Here is a 17,840-nt window from a genome sequence, read left to right on the forward strand (position 1 = left end):
TAGATGACGCGGTCGCAGATCCATTCGGCCAGGCTCACCCCGCCGAGGTTCGATCACGATCGAGCCGAAGCGGCGGTGCGTGAGCTGCTGCTCGCCGTGGGCGAGGACCCCGACCGGGACGGGCTCCGGGACACGCCAGGCCGCGTTGCCCGTGCTTTCGAAGAGATCTTCGGCGGCCTGTACACCGACCCAGATTCGGTGCTCGACACCACGTTCGACGAGGGTCATGACGAGCTGGTGCTGGTCAAAGACATCCCGATGTACTCGACCTGCGAGCATCACCTGGTGTCGTTCCACGGCGTCGCGCATGTCGGGTACATCCCGGGCGAAGACGGCCGCGTGACGGGGCTGTCGAAGATCGCCCGGCTGGTCGACCTGTACGCCAAGCGGCCACAGGTGCAGGAGCGCCTGACCGGCCAGATCGCCGACGCCCTGATGCGCAAGCTGGACCCGCAGGGCGCCATCGTGGTGATCGAGGCCGAGCACCTGTGCATGGCGATGCGCGGGGTGCGCAAGCCCGGCGCGGTGACCACCACGTTCGCGGTGCGCGGCCAGTTCAAGACCTGCGCGTCGTCGCGAGCCGAGGCGCTGGATCTGATCTTGCGGAAGTGAGTCCACTTCACACCGGCGGCCATCCCGTCGCTCCGCTCGCCCCGGTGGTGATGGGCGTCGTCAACGTCACCGCCGATTCGTTCTCCGACGGGGGACGCTTCCTCGACCACGATCGCGCCATCGAGCACGGGCTGGCGCTGGCGGCGCAGGGCGCACAGATCATCGACGTCGGCGGGGAGTCCACCCGGCCCGGTGCGGCCCGGCTGGACCCCGATGTCGAGCGCAGCCGCGTGCTGCCGGTGATCAAAGAGCTTGTCGCCCAAGGCATCACCGTCAGCGTCGACACCATGCACGCCGACGTGGCCGAGGCCGCGCTGGAATGCGGCGTGCACATCGTCAACGACGTGTCCGGCGGCCGGGCCGATCCCGACATGGCCCCACTGCTTGCCGGCGCGCGGGTGCCGTGGGTGCTGATGCACTGGCGCGAGGTCGACGCCGCCGAGCCGCACCGGATTCCGGAGTACACCGACGTGGTGGCTGATGTCCGGGCCGAGCTGCTCGCCGCGGTCGACGCCGCCGTCGCCGCCGGGGTGGAGCCGGGCAACCTGATCATCGATCCGGGTCTGGGTTTCGCCAAGTCGGCGCAGCACAACTGGGCGCTGCTGCGGGCCCTGCCGGACCTGGTCGGCACCGGGATTCCGGTGCTCGTGGGGGCGTCGCGGAAACGATTCCTGGGCAGCCTGCTGGCGGACGCCGACGGCACGCCGCGCGAGCCCGACGGCCGGGAGACCGCCACCGCGGTGATCTCGGCGCTGGCTGCGCAGCACGGCGCATGGGGAGTGCGGGTGCATGATGTGCGAGCTTCGGTGGATGCGGTGAAAGTGGTGGGAGCCTGGCATGGCTGATCGAATCGAATTGCGCGGCTTGACCGTTCGTGGCAACCACGGGGTCTTCGACCACGAGCGGCAGGACGGTCAGGACTTCGTCGTCGACATCACGGTGTGGATCGACCTGGTCGCCGCCGCAATGAGCGACGAGTTGTCGGACACCCTGGACTACGGCGCGCTGGCGCAGCAGGCGGCCGACATCATCGCCGGGCCGCCGCGCAATCTGATCGAGACGGTGTCCGCCGAGATCGCCGATTCGGTGATGACCGACCAGCGGGTCCATGCCGTCGAGGTGGTGCTGCACAAGCCCAGCGCGCCGATTCCGTTGACGTTCAACGACGTTGCGGTGGTGGCGCGCAGGTCCAGGCGTGGTGGTCGTGGCTAGCGTCGTCCTTTCCATCGGCTCCAATCTGGGCGACCGCCTCGCCCACCTGCAGTCGGTGGTCTCGGGGCTCGGTGGTGCGGTCCGGACCGTCTCACCGGTCTACGAGACCGACGCCTGGGGCGGCGTCGAGCAGGGGCCGTTCCTCAACGCCGTCGTGCTGGCCGACGACCCCAGCCTCGACGGCCCGGGCTGGCTGCGCCGGGCCCACGACTTCGAGAACGCGGCAGACCGGGTGCGCGAACAGCGTTGGGGCCCACGCACTCTCGATGTCGACATCGTCAGCTGCCGTGACGGCGGCGTCGAACTGCGCTCTGACGATCCGGTCCTGACATTGCCGCACCCGCTGGCGCATCAGCGCGCTTTCGTACTGGTGCCGTGGCTGGCCGCCGATCCGGAGGCGGAGCTGCGAGGTGTTCCGGTCGCCGAGCTGCTGGCCGGACTCGATGCCGACGAACGGGACGGCGTCCGGCCGAGCGATCTGGTGCTGGTGCCCTGATGGGACCCACCCGCAAGCGCGACCTGGCGATCGGCACGGTGCTGGCCACCATCGCCGCGTATGGCCTGGTGGTCCTGGTGTACGGCTGGCTGCCGCCCATCACGGTCTGGACGGGGTTGTCGCTGTTGGTTTTTGCCGGTGGGGAAGCCGGGTGGGCGTTCTACGTGCGCGCCAAGATCCGTGCCGGTGACATCGGGGTGGGCGGCGGACGGATCCATCCGCTGGCGGTGGCGCGATCGGTCGTGGTGGCCAAGGCGTCGGCGTGGGTGGGCGCGATGGCGTTGGGGTGGTGGCTCGGCGTGCTGGGCTACCTGCTGCCGCGGCGCGCACATTTCGCCTATCCGGCGGCCGCGACTCCCGGTGCCGTGGTTGCGGCGGTCAGTGCGCTGGCGCTCGTGGTGGCGGCGTTGTGGCTGCAGCATTGCTGCCGTGCCCCGCTGGACCCGCAGGAGAAGCCTGACGGGGCAATCGAATAGGTAACGATCGGGCCGGATGCGGTGTCGCTCGACCTGCGAGGGGAATGCTGAACGGTACAGTCAGCCCATGATCGATCCGACCCGGGCGGCGCGCGGCAGGCGTGCAAACCGCAGGCCGGGTTGGTTGCTGCTGACGGCGTTGCTGGTGCTGGCCATCGTGGCCAGTTCCGCGCTGGTGTTCACCGATCAGGTCGAGTTGCTGAAGCTCGCCGTGGTCATCGCCCTGTGGGCCGCGGTGGCGGCGGCGTTCGCGTCGTTCGTGTACCGGCGTCAGGCCGATCTGGACCAGGCCCGGGCCCGCGATCTCAAGCTCGTCTACGACCTCCAGCTCGACCGCGAGATTTCGGCGCGCCGCGAATACGAACTGTCGCTCGAATCGCACCTGCGCCGCGAGCTCGCCGCCGAGTTGCGTGCCCAATCGGCCGACGAGGTCGCCGCGCTGCGCGCAGAACTGGCCGCACTCCGCGCGAACCTGGAGTTCTACTTCGACACCGATCTGGCGCACCGCCCGGCGCTCGAGACCGACCGCAGTGGCCAGGCCGTGCCCGTCGGCCGCGTCGTCGCCAGCCGGATCGACACGGAGGACCGGCCCGACCTGATGTCGGAGCCGAACACCGAGGAGAGCCCCATCATCGACGTGGCGGCCGAACCTCATGTGCCTCCCGACCCGTGGGCACCGCCGCCCCCGCAGCCGCCTTTCGGCGGGGCACACCGTCTGCCCCCGCAGCCGGCGCCGTCGGACTGGCAGCCCACCCCGGCCGAAGGCCAGTGGATCCCGGCGGGCCAGCCCGGCAGCAACTGGGCCCCTGCGGCGCCGGAACCGGCGCAGCCCCCGGTGCCGCCCGTCGAGGAGACCATGACCCTGCCGGTCGTCCCGCCCGTTCCCGAGCCCGAACCGCCGCGCCGGGGCCGTCACGGGGCCCCCGCGGAGCCCGCGCAGCCAGAGACCCCTGTCACATCCGGCCGTCGGCGCCGCGCTGACCCCGACGACGAACCTGCAGGTCAGCACGTCGGCGGACAGCCGGCGGCCGAATTGCTGGCGCGGCTGCAGGCCAACACCGGAGGCGGTGGCCGTCGACGTCGCCGCGAGGACTGAGCTACGCTCTGCGGTGACCGTCCGGTACCTGCCAGGCAGGACTGGAACGACTGTGAACACCACTTGTGAGGTCGCTGCAATGAAGCAGCTCGACGGACTGCGTCCGGCCCGGCTCACTGTCGGAATCATTTCGGCAGGGCGGGTCGGCAGTGCACTGGGGGTTGCGCTGGAGCGCGCCGACCACGTCGTCGTCGCGTGTAGCGCGATCTCCCACGCGTCGCGCGGCCGCGCTGAGCGGCGGCTGCCCGACACGCAGATACTCCCCGCGCACGACGTCGCCGCCAAGGCCGAACTCCTGCTGCTGGCCGTGCCGGACGCGGAGCTGACGTCCGTCGTGGCGGGCCTGGCGGCCACCGGATCGGTGCGTCCCGGCACCATCGTCGTGCACACCTCGGGTGCCAACGGCATCGCCGTGCTGGCCCCGCTGACCGAGCAGGGCTGTATTCCGCTGGCCATCCACCCGGCCATGACGTTCACCGGCTCGGACGAAGACATCGCCCGGCTCTCGGAGACCTGTTTCGGGATCACCGCGGCCGACGACATCGGCTACGCGATCGCCCAGTCCCTGGTCCTCGAGATCGGCGGCGAACCGTTCCGGGTTCGCGAGGACGCCCGCACGCTCTATCACGCGGCGTTGGCCCACGCAGGCAATCACGTCATCACCGTCGCCCTCGACGCCGTTGAGGCCCTGCGCGGCGCGCTGGCCGGTCAGGAACTGCTCGGCCAGGAACTGGTCACAGGCGACCCCGCCGGTATCGCCGAACGCATCCTCGCGCCGCTGGCGCGGGCGTCGCTGGAGAACGCGCTGCAGCGTGGGCAGAGTGCGCTGACGGGCCCGGTGGCCCGCGGCGACGGTGCTGCTGTCGCGGCCCACCTGCACGCCTTGGACGAAGCGAATCCTGAACTGGCGCAGGCATATCGGGCCATGTCGCTGCGCACCGCACAACGTGCCCACGCACCCACCGAGGTTTTCGCCGTGTTGACATCGTCCGATTCAGGGAGCGCTCAGTGACCGATCGCAGGCCGCCGAAGTTCACCGCCGGCGAGCTGAACCTCTACACCAACCCGACCGACGTGTCGGACGTGTCGCGGGTGCTGCGCGCCACCGGGCGCCGGGTCATGCTCGTGCCGACCATGGGTGCGCTGCACGACGGCCACCTCGAGCTGGTCCGCGCCGCCAAGAAGGTGCCCGGCGCCGTCGTGGTGGTGTCGATCTTCGTCAACCCCCTGCAGTTCGGCGCCGGCGAGGACCTGAACGCCTACCCGCGCACCCTGGACTCCGACGTCGAGCAGCTGCGCGGCGAGGACGTCGACATCGTGTTCGCGCCCAGCGCCGCCGACATGTACCCGAATGGCCAGCGCACGACGGTCATGCCGGGTCCGCTCGGCGCGGAACTGGAGGGCGGCTCCCGGCCGACGCACTTCGCCGGGATGCTGACGGTGGTGCTCAAGCTGCTGCACATCGTGCACCCCGACCGCGCGTTCTTCGGCGAAAAGGATTACCAGCAGCTGGTTCTGGTGCGCCAGATGGTCGACGACTTCGACCTCGACGTGCGCATCCAGGCAGTGCCGATCGTGCGTGAGTCCGACGGACTGGCCATGTCGTCGCGCAACCGCTACCTCGATGCTGAACAGCGCGAGCAGGCCGGGGCGTTGTCCGCGGCGCTGCTCGCCGGCAAGTACTCCGCGCCGCACGGCGCGGCCGCCGCACTCGATGCGGCCCGGGCGGTCCTCGACGAGGTACCCGCCATCGACGTCGACTATCTGGAGGTCCGGGACCCCTGGCTGGGTCCGGCACCGGCGACGGGCCCGGCCCGGATGCTGGTGGTGGGCCGGCTCGGCAAGACCAGATTGTTGGACAACATCGCCATCGACATCGGCGCATCCGCAGGGATCGACGGTCACCCCAATGTGGGGTCTGCCCTCGGCAATGACGGGGCCCCGGACGGCAACCACGAATTACCTTGGAGGAATTGATGTTTCGCACCATGCTGAAGTCCAAGATCCACCGGGCCACGGTGACGCAGGCGGACCTGCACTACGTCGGCTCCGTGACCATCGACGCCGACCTGATGGATGCCGCCGACATCCTCGAGGGCGAGCAGGTGACCATCGTCGACATCGACAACGGCAACCGGCTGGTCACCTACGCCATCACCGGTGAGCGCGGTACCGGCATCATCGGGATCAACGGTGCCGCAGCGCACCTCATCCACCCGGGTGACCTGGTGATCCTGATCGCCTACGCCACCATGGACGACGCCGAGGCCCGCACGTACCAGCCGAACGTCATCTTCGTCGACGCGCAGAACAAGCAGATCGACTTCTCGCACGACGCCGCGCACGTCCCGGACGGTGTCGACGGCCTGCTGTCGCCGCGGTAACGCCGGTGCTGCTGGCAATCGATGTCCGCAACACCCACACCATCGTCGGGTTGATCTCCGGCTCCGGGGATCACGCGAAAGTGGTGCAGAACTGGCGGATTCGCACCGAGTCGGAGGTGACGGCCGACGAGCTCGCGCTGACCATCGACGGTCTGATCGGTGACGACGCCGAAAACCTGCTGGGCGCAACGGGTTTGTCGACGGTGCCGTCGGTGCTGCACGAAATCCGGGTGATGCTGGACCAGTACTGGCCGAAGGTGCCGCATGTCCTCATCGAGCCGGGTGTGCGCACCGGCATCCCGCTGCTGGTCGACAACCCCAAGGAGGTCGGGGCCGACCGGATCGTCAATTGCCTTGCGGCGTACCACAAGTACGGCACCGCGGCCATCGTAGTCGACTTCGGGTCATCGATCTGCGTCGACGTCGTCTCGGCCAAGGGTGAGTTCCTCGGCGGCGCCATCGCCCCGGGCGTCCAGGTGTCCTCGGACGCCGCGGCGGCGCGGTCGGCGGCGCTGCGCCGCGTCGAGCTGACCCGGCCCCGTTCGGTCATCGGCAAGAACACCGTCGAGTGCATGCAGGCCGGTGCGGTGTTCGGCTTCGCCGCGCTGGTGGACGGTCTGGTGAACCGGGTGCGTGAGGATGTCGAGGGCTTCGACGGAAACCACGTCACCGTGGTGGCGACCGGGCATACCGCGCAACTGGTGCTGCCCGATCTGCGGACCGTGCAGCACTACGAGAGGCACCTCACGCTCGACGGCCTGCGCATGGTCTTCGAGCGCAATCAGCGCAACGCCCGCCGCAACCAGTGATTTGTGCACGATTTTCCGCGGTCACCGCGGAAAATCGTGCACAAATCACTCAGAAGAAGGTCCGGACCAGCTCGACCACCCGGTGGTCGGCGTCGAGCACCGGGATCAGCTGCCACTTGTCGAACACCGTGCAGGGGTGCGAGATCCCGAACTCCAGCCAATCGCCAACCTCGACGCTCTGGTCGGCCGGTGCCAGCCGCAGGTAGGCGTGCTGGTCGTTGAGTTTCTCAACACGGCTGTCGGGCCGTCCGTACGGCATGGGCAGGTCCTGATCGAACGACACGTCCCGCCGGCCCATGCCCACGATGGCGAGGTCGGGCTCGGGTCGCGACAACACCTGCGCCCACACGCTCAGCGCGGGCTCCAGGTGGCCGTCGTCGGTGCGGCCCAATGGCGACGTGCGGGCATAGAGGCCGTCATCGTGCGTCAGGTAGCAGCCGCTGCGCACGACGGTGCGCACCGTCATGTCGTCGGGCCAGCCGGTGAGGATGTCGGCGACCAGGTCGAAGTAGGTGCTGCCGCCGGCCGTCACCAGAATCTCGTCGGTTTCGAACAGCGGCCGCAGCCGGATGACGGCGTCTCGCATCGTCTGCAGGTACGCGGTCACTGCCGCCACGGCCGTTTCAGTGATCTCATGGCCCGTGGCCGCTTCGTATCCGGCGACGCCGACCAGCCGCAGCCGGTCGGATTCCACCACCGCCCGCGCCACCGCGTCCACCGTCTCGGCGTCCCGGCAGCCGGTGCGGCCCCCGGCCTGCCCGACCTCGACGCATACGTCCACCTGGCGGCGTCGGCCCGTCAGCGCGGACGTCATGAGCTGTACCCCGCGGACCGAGTCCACCCAGCACGTCAGCTCGAAGTCGGGGTCGGTATCCAGCTCGGCGGCCAGCCAGCGCAGCCCGGTGACGTCGACCAGTTCGTTGGCAAGGATGATCCGGCGGACCCCGAAGGCCCGGAACACCCGGACCTGGCTGATGGTCGCCGCGGTGACGGCCACTGCGCCGGCCCCGAGCTGGCGGGCCAGCAGCTGCGGGGCCATGTGGGTCTTGCCGTGCGGCGCGAGTTGCACGCCCCGGCGCCGGCACCAGCGCGCCATCGTGACCATGTTGTGCACCAGCGGTTGGGTGCGCAGTGCGGCGATCGGAGACACCGCGCCGTCCGCGAACAGGCTGGGCCGCCGGCGGCATATCTGGGCAGGGGTCTGACCCCACCAGGAGGACGGCAGGCCTTTGAATTTCCAGTCGATGGGCTCGTGGTCCAGCGCGTCTACGGCGGACTGCTCCAAACCGGTTGCCATGGGTCCTAATTTAGAGCGAGTCGCGGATTGCCTTGACGGCGGCACGGCCCGCGCTGGCCAGGTCCAACCCGCTACCACCGTCACGCTCACGTGCGAAGTCGACGTCGCCGAGATTGTCCTGGAGGACGGCCACACTGATCGAAAGCCGTTCTGACTCTTCGCCGTACGTCGGCGTTTGATCGGGGCGGGTGACGGCGCCGAGTAGGCGTGCCGCGGCCGAGTACGCCCCGACAGCCGTCAACGTCGGGACCAGATTGCGCAGTGTGGTGAGCAGATGCGACCACGATCCGACCTCCAGCCAACGGTCGATGACAGCGGCATACAGCGGCAGGGCGTCGCCGGCCGGGGCATGGCGGGCTTGCAGCGTCACCGCGGAGACCCGCGCAACCCCACCGACGTAGTGGCTGCCGGCCGCGTCGGCCAGATCGACGGCCCGCGCGAACGCCGCGAGCGCAGTGTCCGGGTCATCGTCCAGCCACACCTCGCCGCGTAGGTATGCCAGCCAACTGCGGTGCGTATTGCTCAACGGTGCCGCGACGAACTGTCGTTCCACCTCGGCGAGGTACCGGCGGGCCGCTTCCTTTTCACCCTTGTAAGCCAACGACATACCGGTGCCGACGTGGCCGATCAGGTCGTAGTACAGCTGACCCGCGCGGTGGCCGACTGCCGCGAGTTCGGACCAGTAGGTGAGACCGCGTTCGAGATCGCCGAGGAACAGGCTGGTGTCACCGAGTGCTTCCAGAGCACGACAGCGGGTCTCGTCATCGGCGGCTTCGGCCAGCGCGCGTCGGGCAAGGTGCTGTGCCGTGTCGAGGTCTTCGGCGATGACGGCGCGGTAGGCGAGGGTGGAATCGACCGCGGCCCGGAGCTCAGGCTGGTCGCCGACCAACGGCTCGACCATGGCCGCCCACCCGAGCATCTCGGTGTGCAGACGGGATACCCCGAACCGGTGCAGCGACATGGACATTCGGATAGCGGCCGCAACATCGGTGCGGCGCGCCCGGCTATGCGCCAGGCGCAACTCGTCGATAGCGTCGACGATGCGCAGGTGCGCACTGGGCTCATCGGGCGTTTCCAGTGCGGCCGCGGCCTCTGCCGCCAGGTTCACGAAATACTCCGTATGCCGCTGCTCGGTCTTCGGCGAGGGTGGCCCGACAACCGCGCGAACGGTCTGCAGCATCCGGTAATAGGTTCGCCCGGAACGGATTTCGACGCTGAGCAGCGAGCGCCGGGCCAGCTGATCAATGACCTGCGGGGTCACCTGTAGCACCGCTTGAGCATCGGCCAGGCCTACCGATCCGGCGAAAACAGTCCACTGCGCCAGCGTGTGACGCGCGTCGCCGGGCAGGAGTTGCCGCGACCATTCGATCGCCGCGCGCAGCGTGCGGTGCCGCGGCTCGCCGCCCCGGCGAGTCAGCCGATCGAGTGACGCGTCGACCTGTTCGGCGACATCGGCAATGCCCATGGTCGCCACCTGGGCGGCGGCCAGTTCAATCGCCAATGGCAGCCCGTCGAGGCGGCGCACGATGGCCGTGACCGTATCCGGGTCGGCCGCCGCCCCCGCGCCGGGGCGGGCGGCGTCGGCCCTGCGCCGCAGGAATCGCTGGGCCGGCGAGTCGGGGAGTGCGGTGTCGAGCGGTCCGAGCGGCCAGGAGTGCTCGTTCGGCATCCCGAGCAGCTCCCGGCTCGTCGCGATGACCCGTAGCGCCGACGGCTCCGGCCCGACCATGGCATCCAGAACCTCGCAGACGGCGTCCAGCGCGTGCTCGCAATTATCCAGCAGGACAACAAGGTCCATGAATCGCGCTCGGCGCAGCAGGGTCAGGGGTGAGCTGCCGTCGCTGGTCAGGCCGAGGGCGGTCACCACGGCGTCGGCAACGGCGGCGGGCTCGGTGACGGCGGCCAGCTCGACGATCCGGATGCTGCCGCTGTGGGCCGTACCTCGGCGCATGGTGACCTCGCGGCCGAGGGCGGTCTTGCCGACTCCGCCGGGTCCGACAATTGTGACGAGGGCGTGCTGATCGACGATGTCGGCCAGGGCGGCGAGGTCCTGATCTCGGCCGAGTAGATCGGTATCGGCTACGGCCGGCGGAACCGCGGGCGGCGCGTCGAAGGCTGCACTTTCGGCGTGGCGCAACCGTTCTGACGGTTCGAGCCCGACGGCGGACAGTTCGTCGTACGCCCGGCGGTATGCGGCCAACGCGTCAGCGGTGCGTCCCGCCCCGCTGAGGGCCCGGATCAGGGTTTCCCACGCGGCCTCGTCGAGCGGATACTCGGTTACCAGAGCTTCGGATTCGACTACTGCCGAAGCGAATTCGCCGCACCGCAGCAGTGCATCGGAGAGCTGGCGACGGGCCGTCACCCTGCGTTCTTCCAACGAACGGGCAGTTGTGCTCACAGCATCGAGGTCGGCGAACTCACCGAACGCGCCGCCGCGCCACAGCCCGATGGCCGATCGCAAGGCATCGGCCGCAGCTTTGGGCACGAGTAGTTCCGCCGCGGTCACGCGGTTTTCGAAATCGGCAGAATCGAGCCGAATGGTGTTGGTGCGCAAGCACAATCCGCCGCCACCGGCGACGACGGCAGTGCCCAGGACGGTGCGCAGCCGGGACACGTAGCTGCGCAGGGTGCGTTCTGCGGTCGGCGGCGGATCGTCGCCCCAGAGAGCGTCGACCAGTGTGTCGGTGCGGACGTATTGATCGGGATGAGAAGCGAGTACGGCCAGCAGGATGCGTTGGTTGGGACTCGTCGGCGTGACGTCCCTACCCTCCTGGCGCACCTCAAGGGGACCGAGGACCCGCACGTCCATGGGCAAACAATACGGCGCAATCGAGCTGCAACCACCCTGCAATGCGCCGGCGGATTCTGGCCACACCAACCACAGAGGAGAGCACCAATGAAATTTCGATCAACCCGGGCCGTCGCGGCGGCGCTAGTCACCGGCTCCGCCATCTTCGCCGCGGTCGCACCCGCCGTCGCAACCCCGGATAGTCACAATCACTTCACTGCGGACCAGGTCAAGGCGGGGTGTGAGAAAGCCGGTGGGACGTACTTTCCGCCGGACAAACAACATCCCGGCTACGGTTGCTACACCCGCAAGGCGGTTATGAGCTGCGCTCCAGATGGCGATTGCCTGACCATCTACCCGCGTGCCGTCACACCCGGCGAGGCGACGCTGCCCGACCTCGTCGGCTTGTCCCGGTGATCCCATGACACACAACGACTTTCCCGCGCAGCAGCCTGGTCTGAACTACCTGACCGAGGGCGGCACCGAAACCGAGATCATGTACAAATACGGGTTTGATCTGCCGCATTTCGCGATGTTCCCGTTGCTCGACAACCCACGGGCCGTCGCGGAACTGCGCCGGATGTACGACCGCTACTTCGACACCGCCGCCCGGCACGGCTTCGGCGTCATCGTCGGTGGTCTCGACTACCGGGCCAGCCGGGACTGGGGCTCGCTGCTCGGCTATTCGACCGAGTCATTGGCCGAGATGCAGTTGCGCTCAATCGATTTCCTGCGCGATGCGGCAAAACCCTTTCTGGGGCAGCTGCCCGACGTCAGGTACGCCGGCATCGTAGGACCGCGCGGTGACGCCTATGGGACCGACCGGGCGATCACCGCCCCCGAAGCCGAGGACTACCACAGCGAACAACTCGCGACGCTGGCCCGCGCGGGCGTCGACCTGGTGGAGGCCATGACATTCAACGGCATTCCCGAAGTGATCGGATTGGCCCGCGCCGCAGCCCGAGCCGGGCTGCCGCTCTCGGTGTCGTTAACCCTCGATCACGCCACCAATCGACTGCCTTCCGGCCCCAGCCTGAAGCAGGCGATCGAGACCGTCGACAACCAACTGGGACAGGACCGACCCGCGTTCTACGGCGTCAACTGCAGCCACCCGCTGGAGTTCCTGCCTGCGATCGAGCCTGGTTCGTGGTTCGAGCGGGTACGGTGTCTGCGGCCCAATGCCGCCCTGATGGACAAGATTTCGCTGTGCTCGCTCGGGCATCTGGAATCGGGTGACCCACACCAGCTCGGTGAGCTGATGGGTGGGCTCGCGCACCAGTACCCGCACATCGATATCTGGGGTGGTTGCTGCGGTACTTGGGACGCCCACCTCGACCAGATCGCTGCCCGGGTGCGCGCAGAGCATGACCCGGTCTGAACATTAAGCTGGCATTTCGTGAGCGAAGCCGACAGCCCCGACATTCCCGAGCAGTTCCGCATCCGCCAGGCCAAGCGTGAGCGGCTGCTCGCCGAGGGGCGCGATCCGTATCCGGTCGAGGTCCCGCGTACCCACACCCTCGCCGAGCTGAGGGCGGCGTACCCGGAGCTCGTCGCGGACACCGCCACCGGCGATATCGTCGGCGTGGCGGGGCGCGTCGTGTTCGCCCGGAACTCGGGGAAGCTGTGCTTCGCCACGCTGCAGGAGGGCGACGGTACCCAGCTGCAGGCCATGCTGAGCCTCGACAAGGTCGGCAAGGAATCGCTGGACGCCTGGAAGGCCGACGTCGACCTGGGCGACATCGTGTTCGTCGAGGGCGAGGTCATCAGTTCCCGTCGCGGCGAATTATCTGTGCTTGCCCAGAACTGGCAAATTGTGTCGAAGGCCCTGCGACCGCTTCCCGTCGCGCACAAGGAATTGAATGAAGAGACCCGGGTTCGGCAGCGTTACGTCGACCTGATCGTGCGTCCGGAAGCCCGCAATGTGGCCCGGCAGCGCATTGCGGTGGTGCGTGCTTTGCGTTCGGCACTGGAGCGGCGCGGTTTTCTCGAAGTCGAGACGCCGATGCTCCAGACCCTGCCCGGTGGTGCGGCGGCGCGCCCATTCATCACCCATTCCAACGCGCTCGATGCGGATCTGTATCTGCGCATCGCGCCGGAGTTGTTCCTGAAGCGCTGCCTGGTCGGTGGCTTTGAGAAGGTTTTTGAGCTCAATCGGAACTTTCGCAACGAGGGCGCCGATTCCACGCATTCCCCGGAATTTGCGATGTTGGAGACATATCAGGCCTACGGCACATATGACGATTCCGCGATTGTGACGCGTGAGCTTATTCAGGAGGTTGCCGACGAGGCCATTGGTACCCGAATGGTGCCGCTGCCCGACGGCTCCACCTATGACCTCGATGGTGAATGGGCGACCATCGAAATGTATCCGTCGTTGTCGCAAGCCCTTGGCGAGGAGATCACGCCCGAGACCTCGGTCGAGTACCTGTGGAAGGTGGCCGAGCGACTCGGCGCCGAGATTCCCAGGGACCGTGGATACGGACACGGGAAATTGATCGAGGAACTGTGGGAGCACACCGTCGGTGATCACCTTTGGGCGCCGACCTTCGTCAGGGATTTCCCGGTGGAGACCACTCCGCTGACCCGGGCCCACCGCAGTATTCCGGGTGTTACAGAGAAATGGGATCTGTATGTCCGGAAGTTCGAGCTGGCGACCGGATATTCGGAGTTGATCGATCCGGTGATTCAACGGGCACGTTTCGAGGACCAGGCTCGTGCCGCTGCCGCCGGTGACGACGAGGCAATGCGACTCGATGAGGATTTCCTTATCGCATTGGAGTATGCGATGCCGCCGACCACCGGAACAGGAATGGGACTCGACCGCTTGCTGATGGCGTTGACGGGGTTGACGATTAGGGACACGGTTTTGTTCCCGATTGTGCGCCGTCAGGCCGACTGAACAGTGCCCTAACCACGGACTTGTTGAAGGAATTGCGGTCCTATGCCAGCATTGTTGTGGCAGAGTCGTTTCTGCGTGTTTAACAAGGCAGAAGGGTTAGTGTGGGCCGATGGCAAAGAAAGTGACTGTCACGCTCGTCGACGATTTCGACGGTGAAGGCGCGGCGGATGAGACGGTCGAATTTGCTCTCGACGGGGTGAACTACGAGATCGACCTCACCACGAAGAACGCCACCAAGCTCCGTAATGATTTGAAGAAATGGGTCGAGGCCGGCCGTCGTGTCGGCGGTCGTCGTCGCGGCCGGGCCAGCGCCGGTTCGACGGGGCGCGGCCGCGCGTCCATCGATCGCGAGCAGAGCGCTGCGATCCGGGAATGGGCCCGCCGCAACGGCCACAATGTGTCCAGCCGCGGTCGCATTCCCGCCGAGATCATCGACGCGTTCCACGCCGCGACCTGAATCCTCCGGGCAACATAATCAGGGATTGCCTGTTCGCTTTCGGCGTAGCCCGGTCGAGTTGATTCGGGAAACGTTTCGTAGCCGCAGCGCGTTGGCCTTTTCGCAGCGCTGAGTGGCCTTGCGAGCTAGGGGATACCGCAGGGCACGCATGGTCGCCGCCCATTAGAGTGGACGGTAGGCGCACAGCGTTGCGACGTGCGCTACGAGGGAGAGCAGGTAACCACCGATGTTTGAGAGATTCACCGACCGGGCCCGTCGGGTCGTCGTCCTGGCTCAAGAAGAAGCCCGGATGCTCAACCACAATTACATCGGCACCGAGCACATCCTGCTTGGCCTCATTCATGAGGGCGAGGGCGTAGCCGCCAAGTCGCTGGAATCGCTGGGCATCTCGCTGGAGGGCGTGCGCAGCCAGGTCGAAGAGATCATCGGCCAGGGTCAGCAGGCCCCGTCCGGCCACATTCCGTTCACGCCGCGTGCCAAGAAGGTGCTCGAGCTGTCGCTGCGCGAGGCGCTGCAGCTCGGACACAACTACATCGGCACCGAGCACATTCTGCTCGGCCTGATCCGTGAGGGCGAAGGCGTCGCCGCTCAGGTGCTCGTGAAGCTGGGCGCCGAGCTGACCCGTGTGCGTCAGCAGGTCATCCAGCTGCTCTCGGGCTACCAGGGCAAGGAGACCGCCGAAGCCGGCACCGGTGGCCGCGGTGGCGAGACGGGCAACCCGTCGACGTCGCTCGTGCTGGACCAGTTCGGCCGCAACCTCACGGCCGCCGCCGCCGAGGGCAAGCTCGATCCGGTCATCGGCCGCGAGAAGGAAATCGAGCGGGTCATGCAGGTGCTGAGCCGCCGCACCAAGAACAACCCGGTGCTGATCGGTGAGCCCGGTGTCGGTAAGACCGCGGTCGTCGAGGGCCTGGCCCAGGCCATCGTGCACGGCGAGGTCCCCGAGACGCTCAAGGACAAGCAGCTCTACACGCTGGACCTGGGTTCGCTGGTCGCCGGCAGCCGCTACCGCGGTGACTTCGAAGAGCGTCTGAAGAAGGTGCTCAAGGAGATCAACACCCGCGGCGACATCATCCTGTTCATCGACGAGCTGCACACGCTCGTCGGTGCGGGTGCCGCCGAGGGCGCCATCGACGCAGCCAGCATCCTGAAGCCGAAGCTGGCCCGTGGCGAGCTGCAGACCATCGGTGCGACCACCCTCGACGAGTACCGCAAGTACATCGAGAAGGACGCCGCACTCGAGCGCCGGTTCCAGCCGGTGCAGGTGGGCGAGCCGACCGTCGAGCACACCATCGAGATCCTCAAGGGTCTGCGCGACCGCTACGAGGCGCACCACCGCGTCTCGATCACCGACGGTGCGCTGGTGGCCGCTGCCACTCTGGCCGACCGGTACATCAACGACCGGTTCCTGCCGGACAAGGCCATCGACCTGATCGACGAGGCCGGTGCCCGCATGCGCATCCGCCGGATGACCGCTCCGCCAGACCTGCGCGAGTTCGACGAGAAGATCGCCGACGCCCGCCGGGAGAAGGAATCGGCCATCGACGCGCAGGACTTCGAGAAGGCAGCCCGGCTGCGCGACTCGGAGAAGACGCTGGTCGCCCAGCGCGCCGAGCGGGAGAAGCAGTGGCGTTCGGGTGATCTCGACGTGGTCGCTGAGGTCGACGATGAGCAGATCGCCGAGGTCCTGGGCAACTGGACCGGCATCCCGGTCTTCAAGCTCACCGAGGCCGAGACCACGCGCCTGCTGCGCATGGAAGACGAGCTGCACAAGCGCATCATCGGCCAGGTCGACGCCGTCAAGGCGGTCTCGAAGGCCATCCGGCGTACCCGCGCCGGCCTGAAGGACCCGAAGCGTCCGTCGGGCTCGTTCATCTTCGCCGGCCCGTCCGGTGTCGGTAAGACCGAGCTGTCGAAGGCGCTCGCCGAGTTCCTGTTCGGTGACGACGACGCGCTCATCCAGATCGACATGGGCGAGTTCCACGACCGCTTCACCGCGTCGCGGCTGTTCGGAGCCCCTCCGGGCTATGTCGGCTACGAAGAGGGCGGCCAGCTCACCGAGAAGGTGCGCCGCAAGCCGTTCAGCGTGGTGCTGTTCGACGAGATCGAGAAGGCCCACCAGGAGATCTACAACAGCCTCCTGCAGGTCCTCGAAGACGGTCGCCTGACCGACGGTCAGGGTCGCACCGTCGACTTCAAGAACACCGTGCTGATCTTCACCTCGAACCTCGGTACCAGCGACATCAGCAAGGCGGTTGGCCTCGGCTTCACCCAGGGTGGCGGCGAGAACAACTACGAGCGCATGAAGCTCAAGGTGCACGACGAGCTGAAGAAGCACTTCCGCCCGGAGTTCCTGAACCGTATCGACGACATCATCGTGTTCCACCAGCTGACGCAGGACGAGATCATCCAGATGGTCGACCTGATGATCGGCCGGGTCGGCAAGCAGCTCAAGGCCAAGGACATGGAGATGGAGCTGACGCCGAAGGCCAAGGCTCTGCTGGCCAAGCGCGGCTTCGATCCGGTGCTGGGTGCCCGTCCGCTGCGCCGGACCATCCAGCGCGAGATCGAGGACCAGCTCTCCGAGAAGATTCTCTTCGAAGAGGTCGGGCCCGGTCAGCTGGTCACCGTGGACGTCGACAACTGGGACGGCGAGAGCGGGAACATCGAGGACGCGGTGTTCACCTTCGCCGGCCGTCGCAAGGAATCGGCCGACCTGGCCGAGGCCGGAGCGACCGCCTCGGAGTAGTTACGCAACGCGAAAAGCCCCCGATTCGTCGGGGGCTTTTTGTGTTGATCAGCCGCCGAGGAGGAACTTGTCCTGCCATTCGAACAGCGGGCGGTACTTCGCGTCGCAGTTCTTGAGCGCCCAATTGTTCAGGCCTTTCATGTTGTCCGTCACCGCGTCCAGGTTGCCGGGGTCGGCGAGGGCGTCCAGGTAGCGGCGGGGCTCGGCGGGCGCGGCCGCGGCGAGATCGCTTTGCGTGACGGGTGCGTCTTTGAGCAGATCGTCGACGATCTGGCTCTGGTTGGCCGTCTCGCTGCCGAGAGCTGCGCTCAGGTCGTGTTGCTTGCGCGCGACCAGCTTCGCGTCGAGGGTGCAGAAGTCGCTGGCGCTGCTGCCGCCGCCGGTCGCGGGTGGGACTGCTGCGCCGCCGGCGCTCGAGCTCTGGCCGGATCCGCCACATCCGGCGGTCACGAGCACGGTGGCGGCCGCGGCGCAGGCCAATTTGGTTGTGGTGACCAGGAACATCGCTGTGCCTTTCCGTCGCTGTGGGGATGGCCTGAGATTGACGGTATGCGCGCAGCGCAGC

18 protein-coding genes are annotated in these 17,840 nt (G+C 67.6%); 15 read left to right on the forward strand and 3 right to left on the reverse strand.

The genetic code is table 11. The features are described 5' to 3' along the window. Positions 1 to 3 precede the first annotated feature (3 nt). From folE to EB75_RS05510, 10 genes are all read left to right on the forward strand, one after another. Positions 4 to 612: a GTP cyclohydrolase I FolE gene (gene folE / locus EB75_RS05465; protein WP_073694460.1), complete on the forward strand. Its 609-nt coding sequence runs from the start codon at positions 4 to 6 to the stop codon at positions 610 to 612. Positions 613 to 662: 50 nt separating this feature from the next. Continuing rightward, on the forward strand, positions 663 to 1,457 hold the full coding sequence (gene folP, locus EB75_RS05470; protein WP_073694530.1) for a dihydropteroate synthase: 795 nt from the start codon (positions 663 to 665) through the stop codon (positions 1,455 to 1,457). Continuing rightward, positions 1,450 to 1,824, forward strand: a complete 375-nt coding sequence (folB, locus tag EB75_RS05475) for a dihydroneopterin aldolase (RefSeq protein WP_073694461.1) — start codon at positions 1,450 to 1,452, stop codon at positions 1,822 to 1,824. Before folP ends, folB begins: the two co-directional genes overlap by 8 nt. Next, positions 1,817 to 2,320, forward strand: a complete 504-nt coding sequence (gene folK, locus EB75_RS05480) for a 2-amino-4-hydroxy-6-hydroxymethyldihydropteridine diphosphokinase (protein WP_073694531.1) — start codon at positions 1,817 to 1,819, stop codon at positions 2,318 to 2,320. The genes folB and folK overlap by 8 nt, the downstream gene beginning before the upstream one ends. Beyond that, the gene (locus EB75_RS05485) at positions 2,320 to 2,796 is read left to right on the forward strand and encodes a DUF3180 domain-containing protein (protein WP_073694462.1); all 477 of its coding nucleotides are present in this window, start codon (positions 2,320 to 2,322) and stop codon (positions 2,794 to 2,796) included. The genes folK and EB75_RS05485 overlap by 1 nt, the downstream gene beginning before the upstream one ends. Before the next feature lie 67 nt (positions 2,797 to 2,863). Next, complete coding sequence (locus tag EB75_RS05490) at positions 2,864 to 3,892, forward strand: DUF6779 domain-containing protein (RefSeq protein ID WP_073694463.1); 1,029 nt, start codon at positions 2,864 to 2,866, stop codon at positions 3,890 to 3,892. Positions 3,893 to 3,971: 79 nt separating this feature from the next. Beyond that, complete coding sequence (locus EB75_RS05495; RefSeq protein WP_073694464.1) at positions 3,972 to 4,904, forward strand: Rossmann-like and DUF2520 domain-containing protein; 933 nt, start codon at positions 3,972 to 3,974, stop codon at positions 4,902 to 4,904. After that, positions 4,901 to 5,869 (forward strand): pantoate--beta-alanine ligase, encoded by a 969-nt coding sequence (gene panC / locus EB75_RS05500; protein ID WP_073694465.1) that lies wholly within the window; start codon positions 4,901 to 4,903, stop codon positions 5,867 to 5,869. Before EB75_RS05495 ends, panC begins: the two co-directional genes overlap by 4 nt. After that, complete coding sequence (gene panD / locus EB75_RS05505) at positions 5,869 to 6,276, forward strand: aspartate 1-decarboxylase (RefSeq protein ID WP_073694466.1); 408 nt, start codon at positions 5,869 to 5,871, stop codon at positions 6,274 to 6,276. Before panC ends, panD begins: the two co-directional genes overlap by 1 nt. Positions 6,277 to 6,281: 5 nt before the next feature. Then, positions 6,282 to 7,085, forward strand: coding sequence for a type III pantothenate kinase (locus EB75_RS05510; RefSeq protein WP_073694467.1), 804 nt, complete (start codon positions 6,282 to 6,284; stop codon positions 7,083 to 7,085). Positions 7,086 to 7,134: 49 nt separating this feature from the next. Here EB75_RS05510 and EB75_RS05515 read toward each other — a convergent pair whose 3' ends face one another. Both EB75_RS05515 and EB75_RS05520 read right to left on the reverse strand, forming a co-directional pair. Next, complete coding sequence (locus EB75_RS05515) at positions 7,135 to 8,382, reverse strand: alanine racemase (protein WP_073694468.1); 1,248 nt, start codon at positions 8,380 to 8,382, stop codon at positions 7,135 to 7,137. 10 nt (positions 8,383 to 8,392) lie between these two features. Beyond that, entirely contained in the window at positions 8,393 to 11,191 is a 2,799-nt protein-coding gene (locus EB75_RS05520) for an AfsR/SARP family transcriptional regulator (protein ID WP_073694469.1), read from the reverse strand. Between the two features lie 87 nt (positions 11,192 to 11,278). On the opposite strand from EB75_RS05520, the gene EB75_RS05525 reads away from it, so the two are divergent. From EB75_RS05525 to clpC1, 5 genes are all read left to right on the forward strand, one after another. Beyond that, the gene (locus tag EB75_RS05525) at positions 11,279 to 11,587 is read left to right on the forward strand and encodes a hypothetical protein (protein ID WP_073694470.1); all 309 of its coding nucleotides are present in this window, start codon (positions 11,279 to 11,281) and stop codon (positions 11,585 to 11,587) included. Between the two features lie 4 nt (positions 11,588 to 11,591). Beyond that, positions 11,592 to 12,548, forward strand: a complete 957-nt coding sequence (locus EB75_RS05530; protein WP_073694471.1) for a homocysteine S-methyltransferase family protein — start codon at positions 11,592 to 11,594, stop codon at positions 12,546 to 12,548. Positions 12,549 to 12,566: 18 nt separating this feature from the next. Beyond that, positions 12,567 to 14,069, forward strand: a complete 1,503-nt coding sequence (gene lysS / locus EB75_RS05535) for a lysine--tRNA ligase (RefSeq protein ID WP_073694472.1) — start codon at positions 12,567 to 12,569, stop codon at positions 14,067 to 14,069. 109 nt (positions 14,070 to 14,178) lie between these two features. Beyond that, positions 14,179 to 14,526: a histone-like nucleoid-structuring protein Lsr2 gene (gene lsr2 / locus EB75_RS05540; protein WP_073694473.1), complete on the forward strand. Its 348-nt coding sequence runs from the start codon at positions 14,179 to 14,181 to the stop codon at positions 14,524 to 14,526. 226 nt (positions 14,527 to 14,752) lie between these two features. Continuing rightward, positions 14,753 to 17,275 carry an ATP-dependent protease ATP-binding subunit ClpC gene (clpC1, locus tag EB75_RS05545; protein ID WP_073694474.1) on the forward strand — a complete coding sequence of 841 codons (2,523 nt, stop codon included), beginning with the start codon at positions 14,753 to 14,755 and terminating at the stop codon, positions 17,273 to 17,275. A 48-nt stretch (positions 17,276 to 17,323) separates the two neighbouring features. Here the strand turns inward: clpC1 and EB75_RS05550 are convergent, their stop codons facing one another. Continuing rightward, entirely contained in the window at positions 17,324 to 17,779 is a 456-nt protein-coding gene (locus EB75_RS05550) for a hypothetical protein (protein WP_073694475.1), read from the reverse strand. Positions 17,780 to 17,840 lie beyond the last annotated feature (61 nt).

The sequence above is a fragment of the Mycobacterium sp. ST-F2 genome, from assembly GCF_001905655.1.
Taxonomy (GTDB): domain Bacteria; phylum Actinomycetota; class Actinomycetes; order Mycobacteriales; family Mycobacteriaceae; genus Mycobacterium.

What these genes read in the sequence shown, in the direction of transcription:
- folE (WP_073694460.1), top strand. Translation starts at nt 4, where the DNA reads ATGACGCGGTCGCAGATCCATTCGGCCAGGCTCACCCCGCCGAGGTTC.
- folP (WP_073694530.1), top strand. Translation starts at nt 663, where the DNA reads ATGGGCGTCGTCAACGTCACCGCCGATTCGTTCTCCGACGGGGGACGC.
- folB (WP_073694461.1), top strand. Translation starts at nt 1,450, where the DNA reads ATGGCTGATCGAATCGAATTGCGCGGCTTGACCGTTCGTGGCAACCAC.
- EB75_RS05485 (WP_073694462.1), top strand. Translation starts at nt 2,320, where the DNA reads ATGGGACCCACCCGCAAGCGCGACCTGGCGATCGGCACGGTGCTGGCC.
- EB75_RS05490 (WP_073694463.1), top strand. Translation starts at nt 2,864, where the DNA reads ATGATCGATCCGACCCGGGCGGCGCGCGGCAGGCGTGCAAACCGCAGG.
- EB75_RS05495 (WP_073694464.1), top strand. Translation starts at nt 3,972, where the DNA reads ATGAAGCAGCTCGACGGACTGCGTCCGGCCCGGCTCACTGTCGGAATC.
- panD (WP_073694466.1), top strand. Translation starts at nt 5,869, where the DNA reads ATGTTTCGCACCATGCTGAAGTCCAAGATCCACCGGGCCACGGTGACG.
- EB75_RS05515 (WP_073694468.1), bottom strand. Translation starts at nt 8,382, where the DNA reads ATGGCAACCGGTTTGGAGCAGTCCGCCGTAGACGCGCTGGACCACGAG.
- EB75_RS05520 (WP_073694469.1), bottom strand. Translation starts at nt 11,191, where the DNA reads ATGGACGTGCGGGTCCTCGGTCCCCTTGAGGTGCGCCAGGAGGGTAGG.
- EB75_RS05525 (WP_073694470.1), top strand. Translation starts at nt 11,279, where the DNA reads ATGAAATTTCGATCAACCCGGGCCGTCGCGGCGGCGCTAGTCACCGGC.
- EB75_RS05530 (WP_073694471.1), top strand. Translation starts at nt 11,592, where the DNA reads ATGACACACAACGACTTTCCCGCGCAGCAGCCTGGTCTGAACTACCTG.
- lsr2 (WP_073694473.1), top strand. Translation starts at nt 14,179, where the DNA reads ATGGCAAAGAAAGTGACTGTCACGCTCGTCGACGATTTCGACGGTGAA.
- clpC1 (WP_073694474.1), top strand. Translation starts at nt 14,753, where the DNA reads ATGTTTGAGAGATTCACCGACCGGGCCCGTCGGGTCGTCGTCCTGGCT.
- EB75_RS05550 (WP_073694475.1), bottom strand. Translation starts at nt 17,779, where the DNA reads ATGTTCCTGGTCACCACAACCAAATTGGCCTGCGCCGCGGCCGCCACC.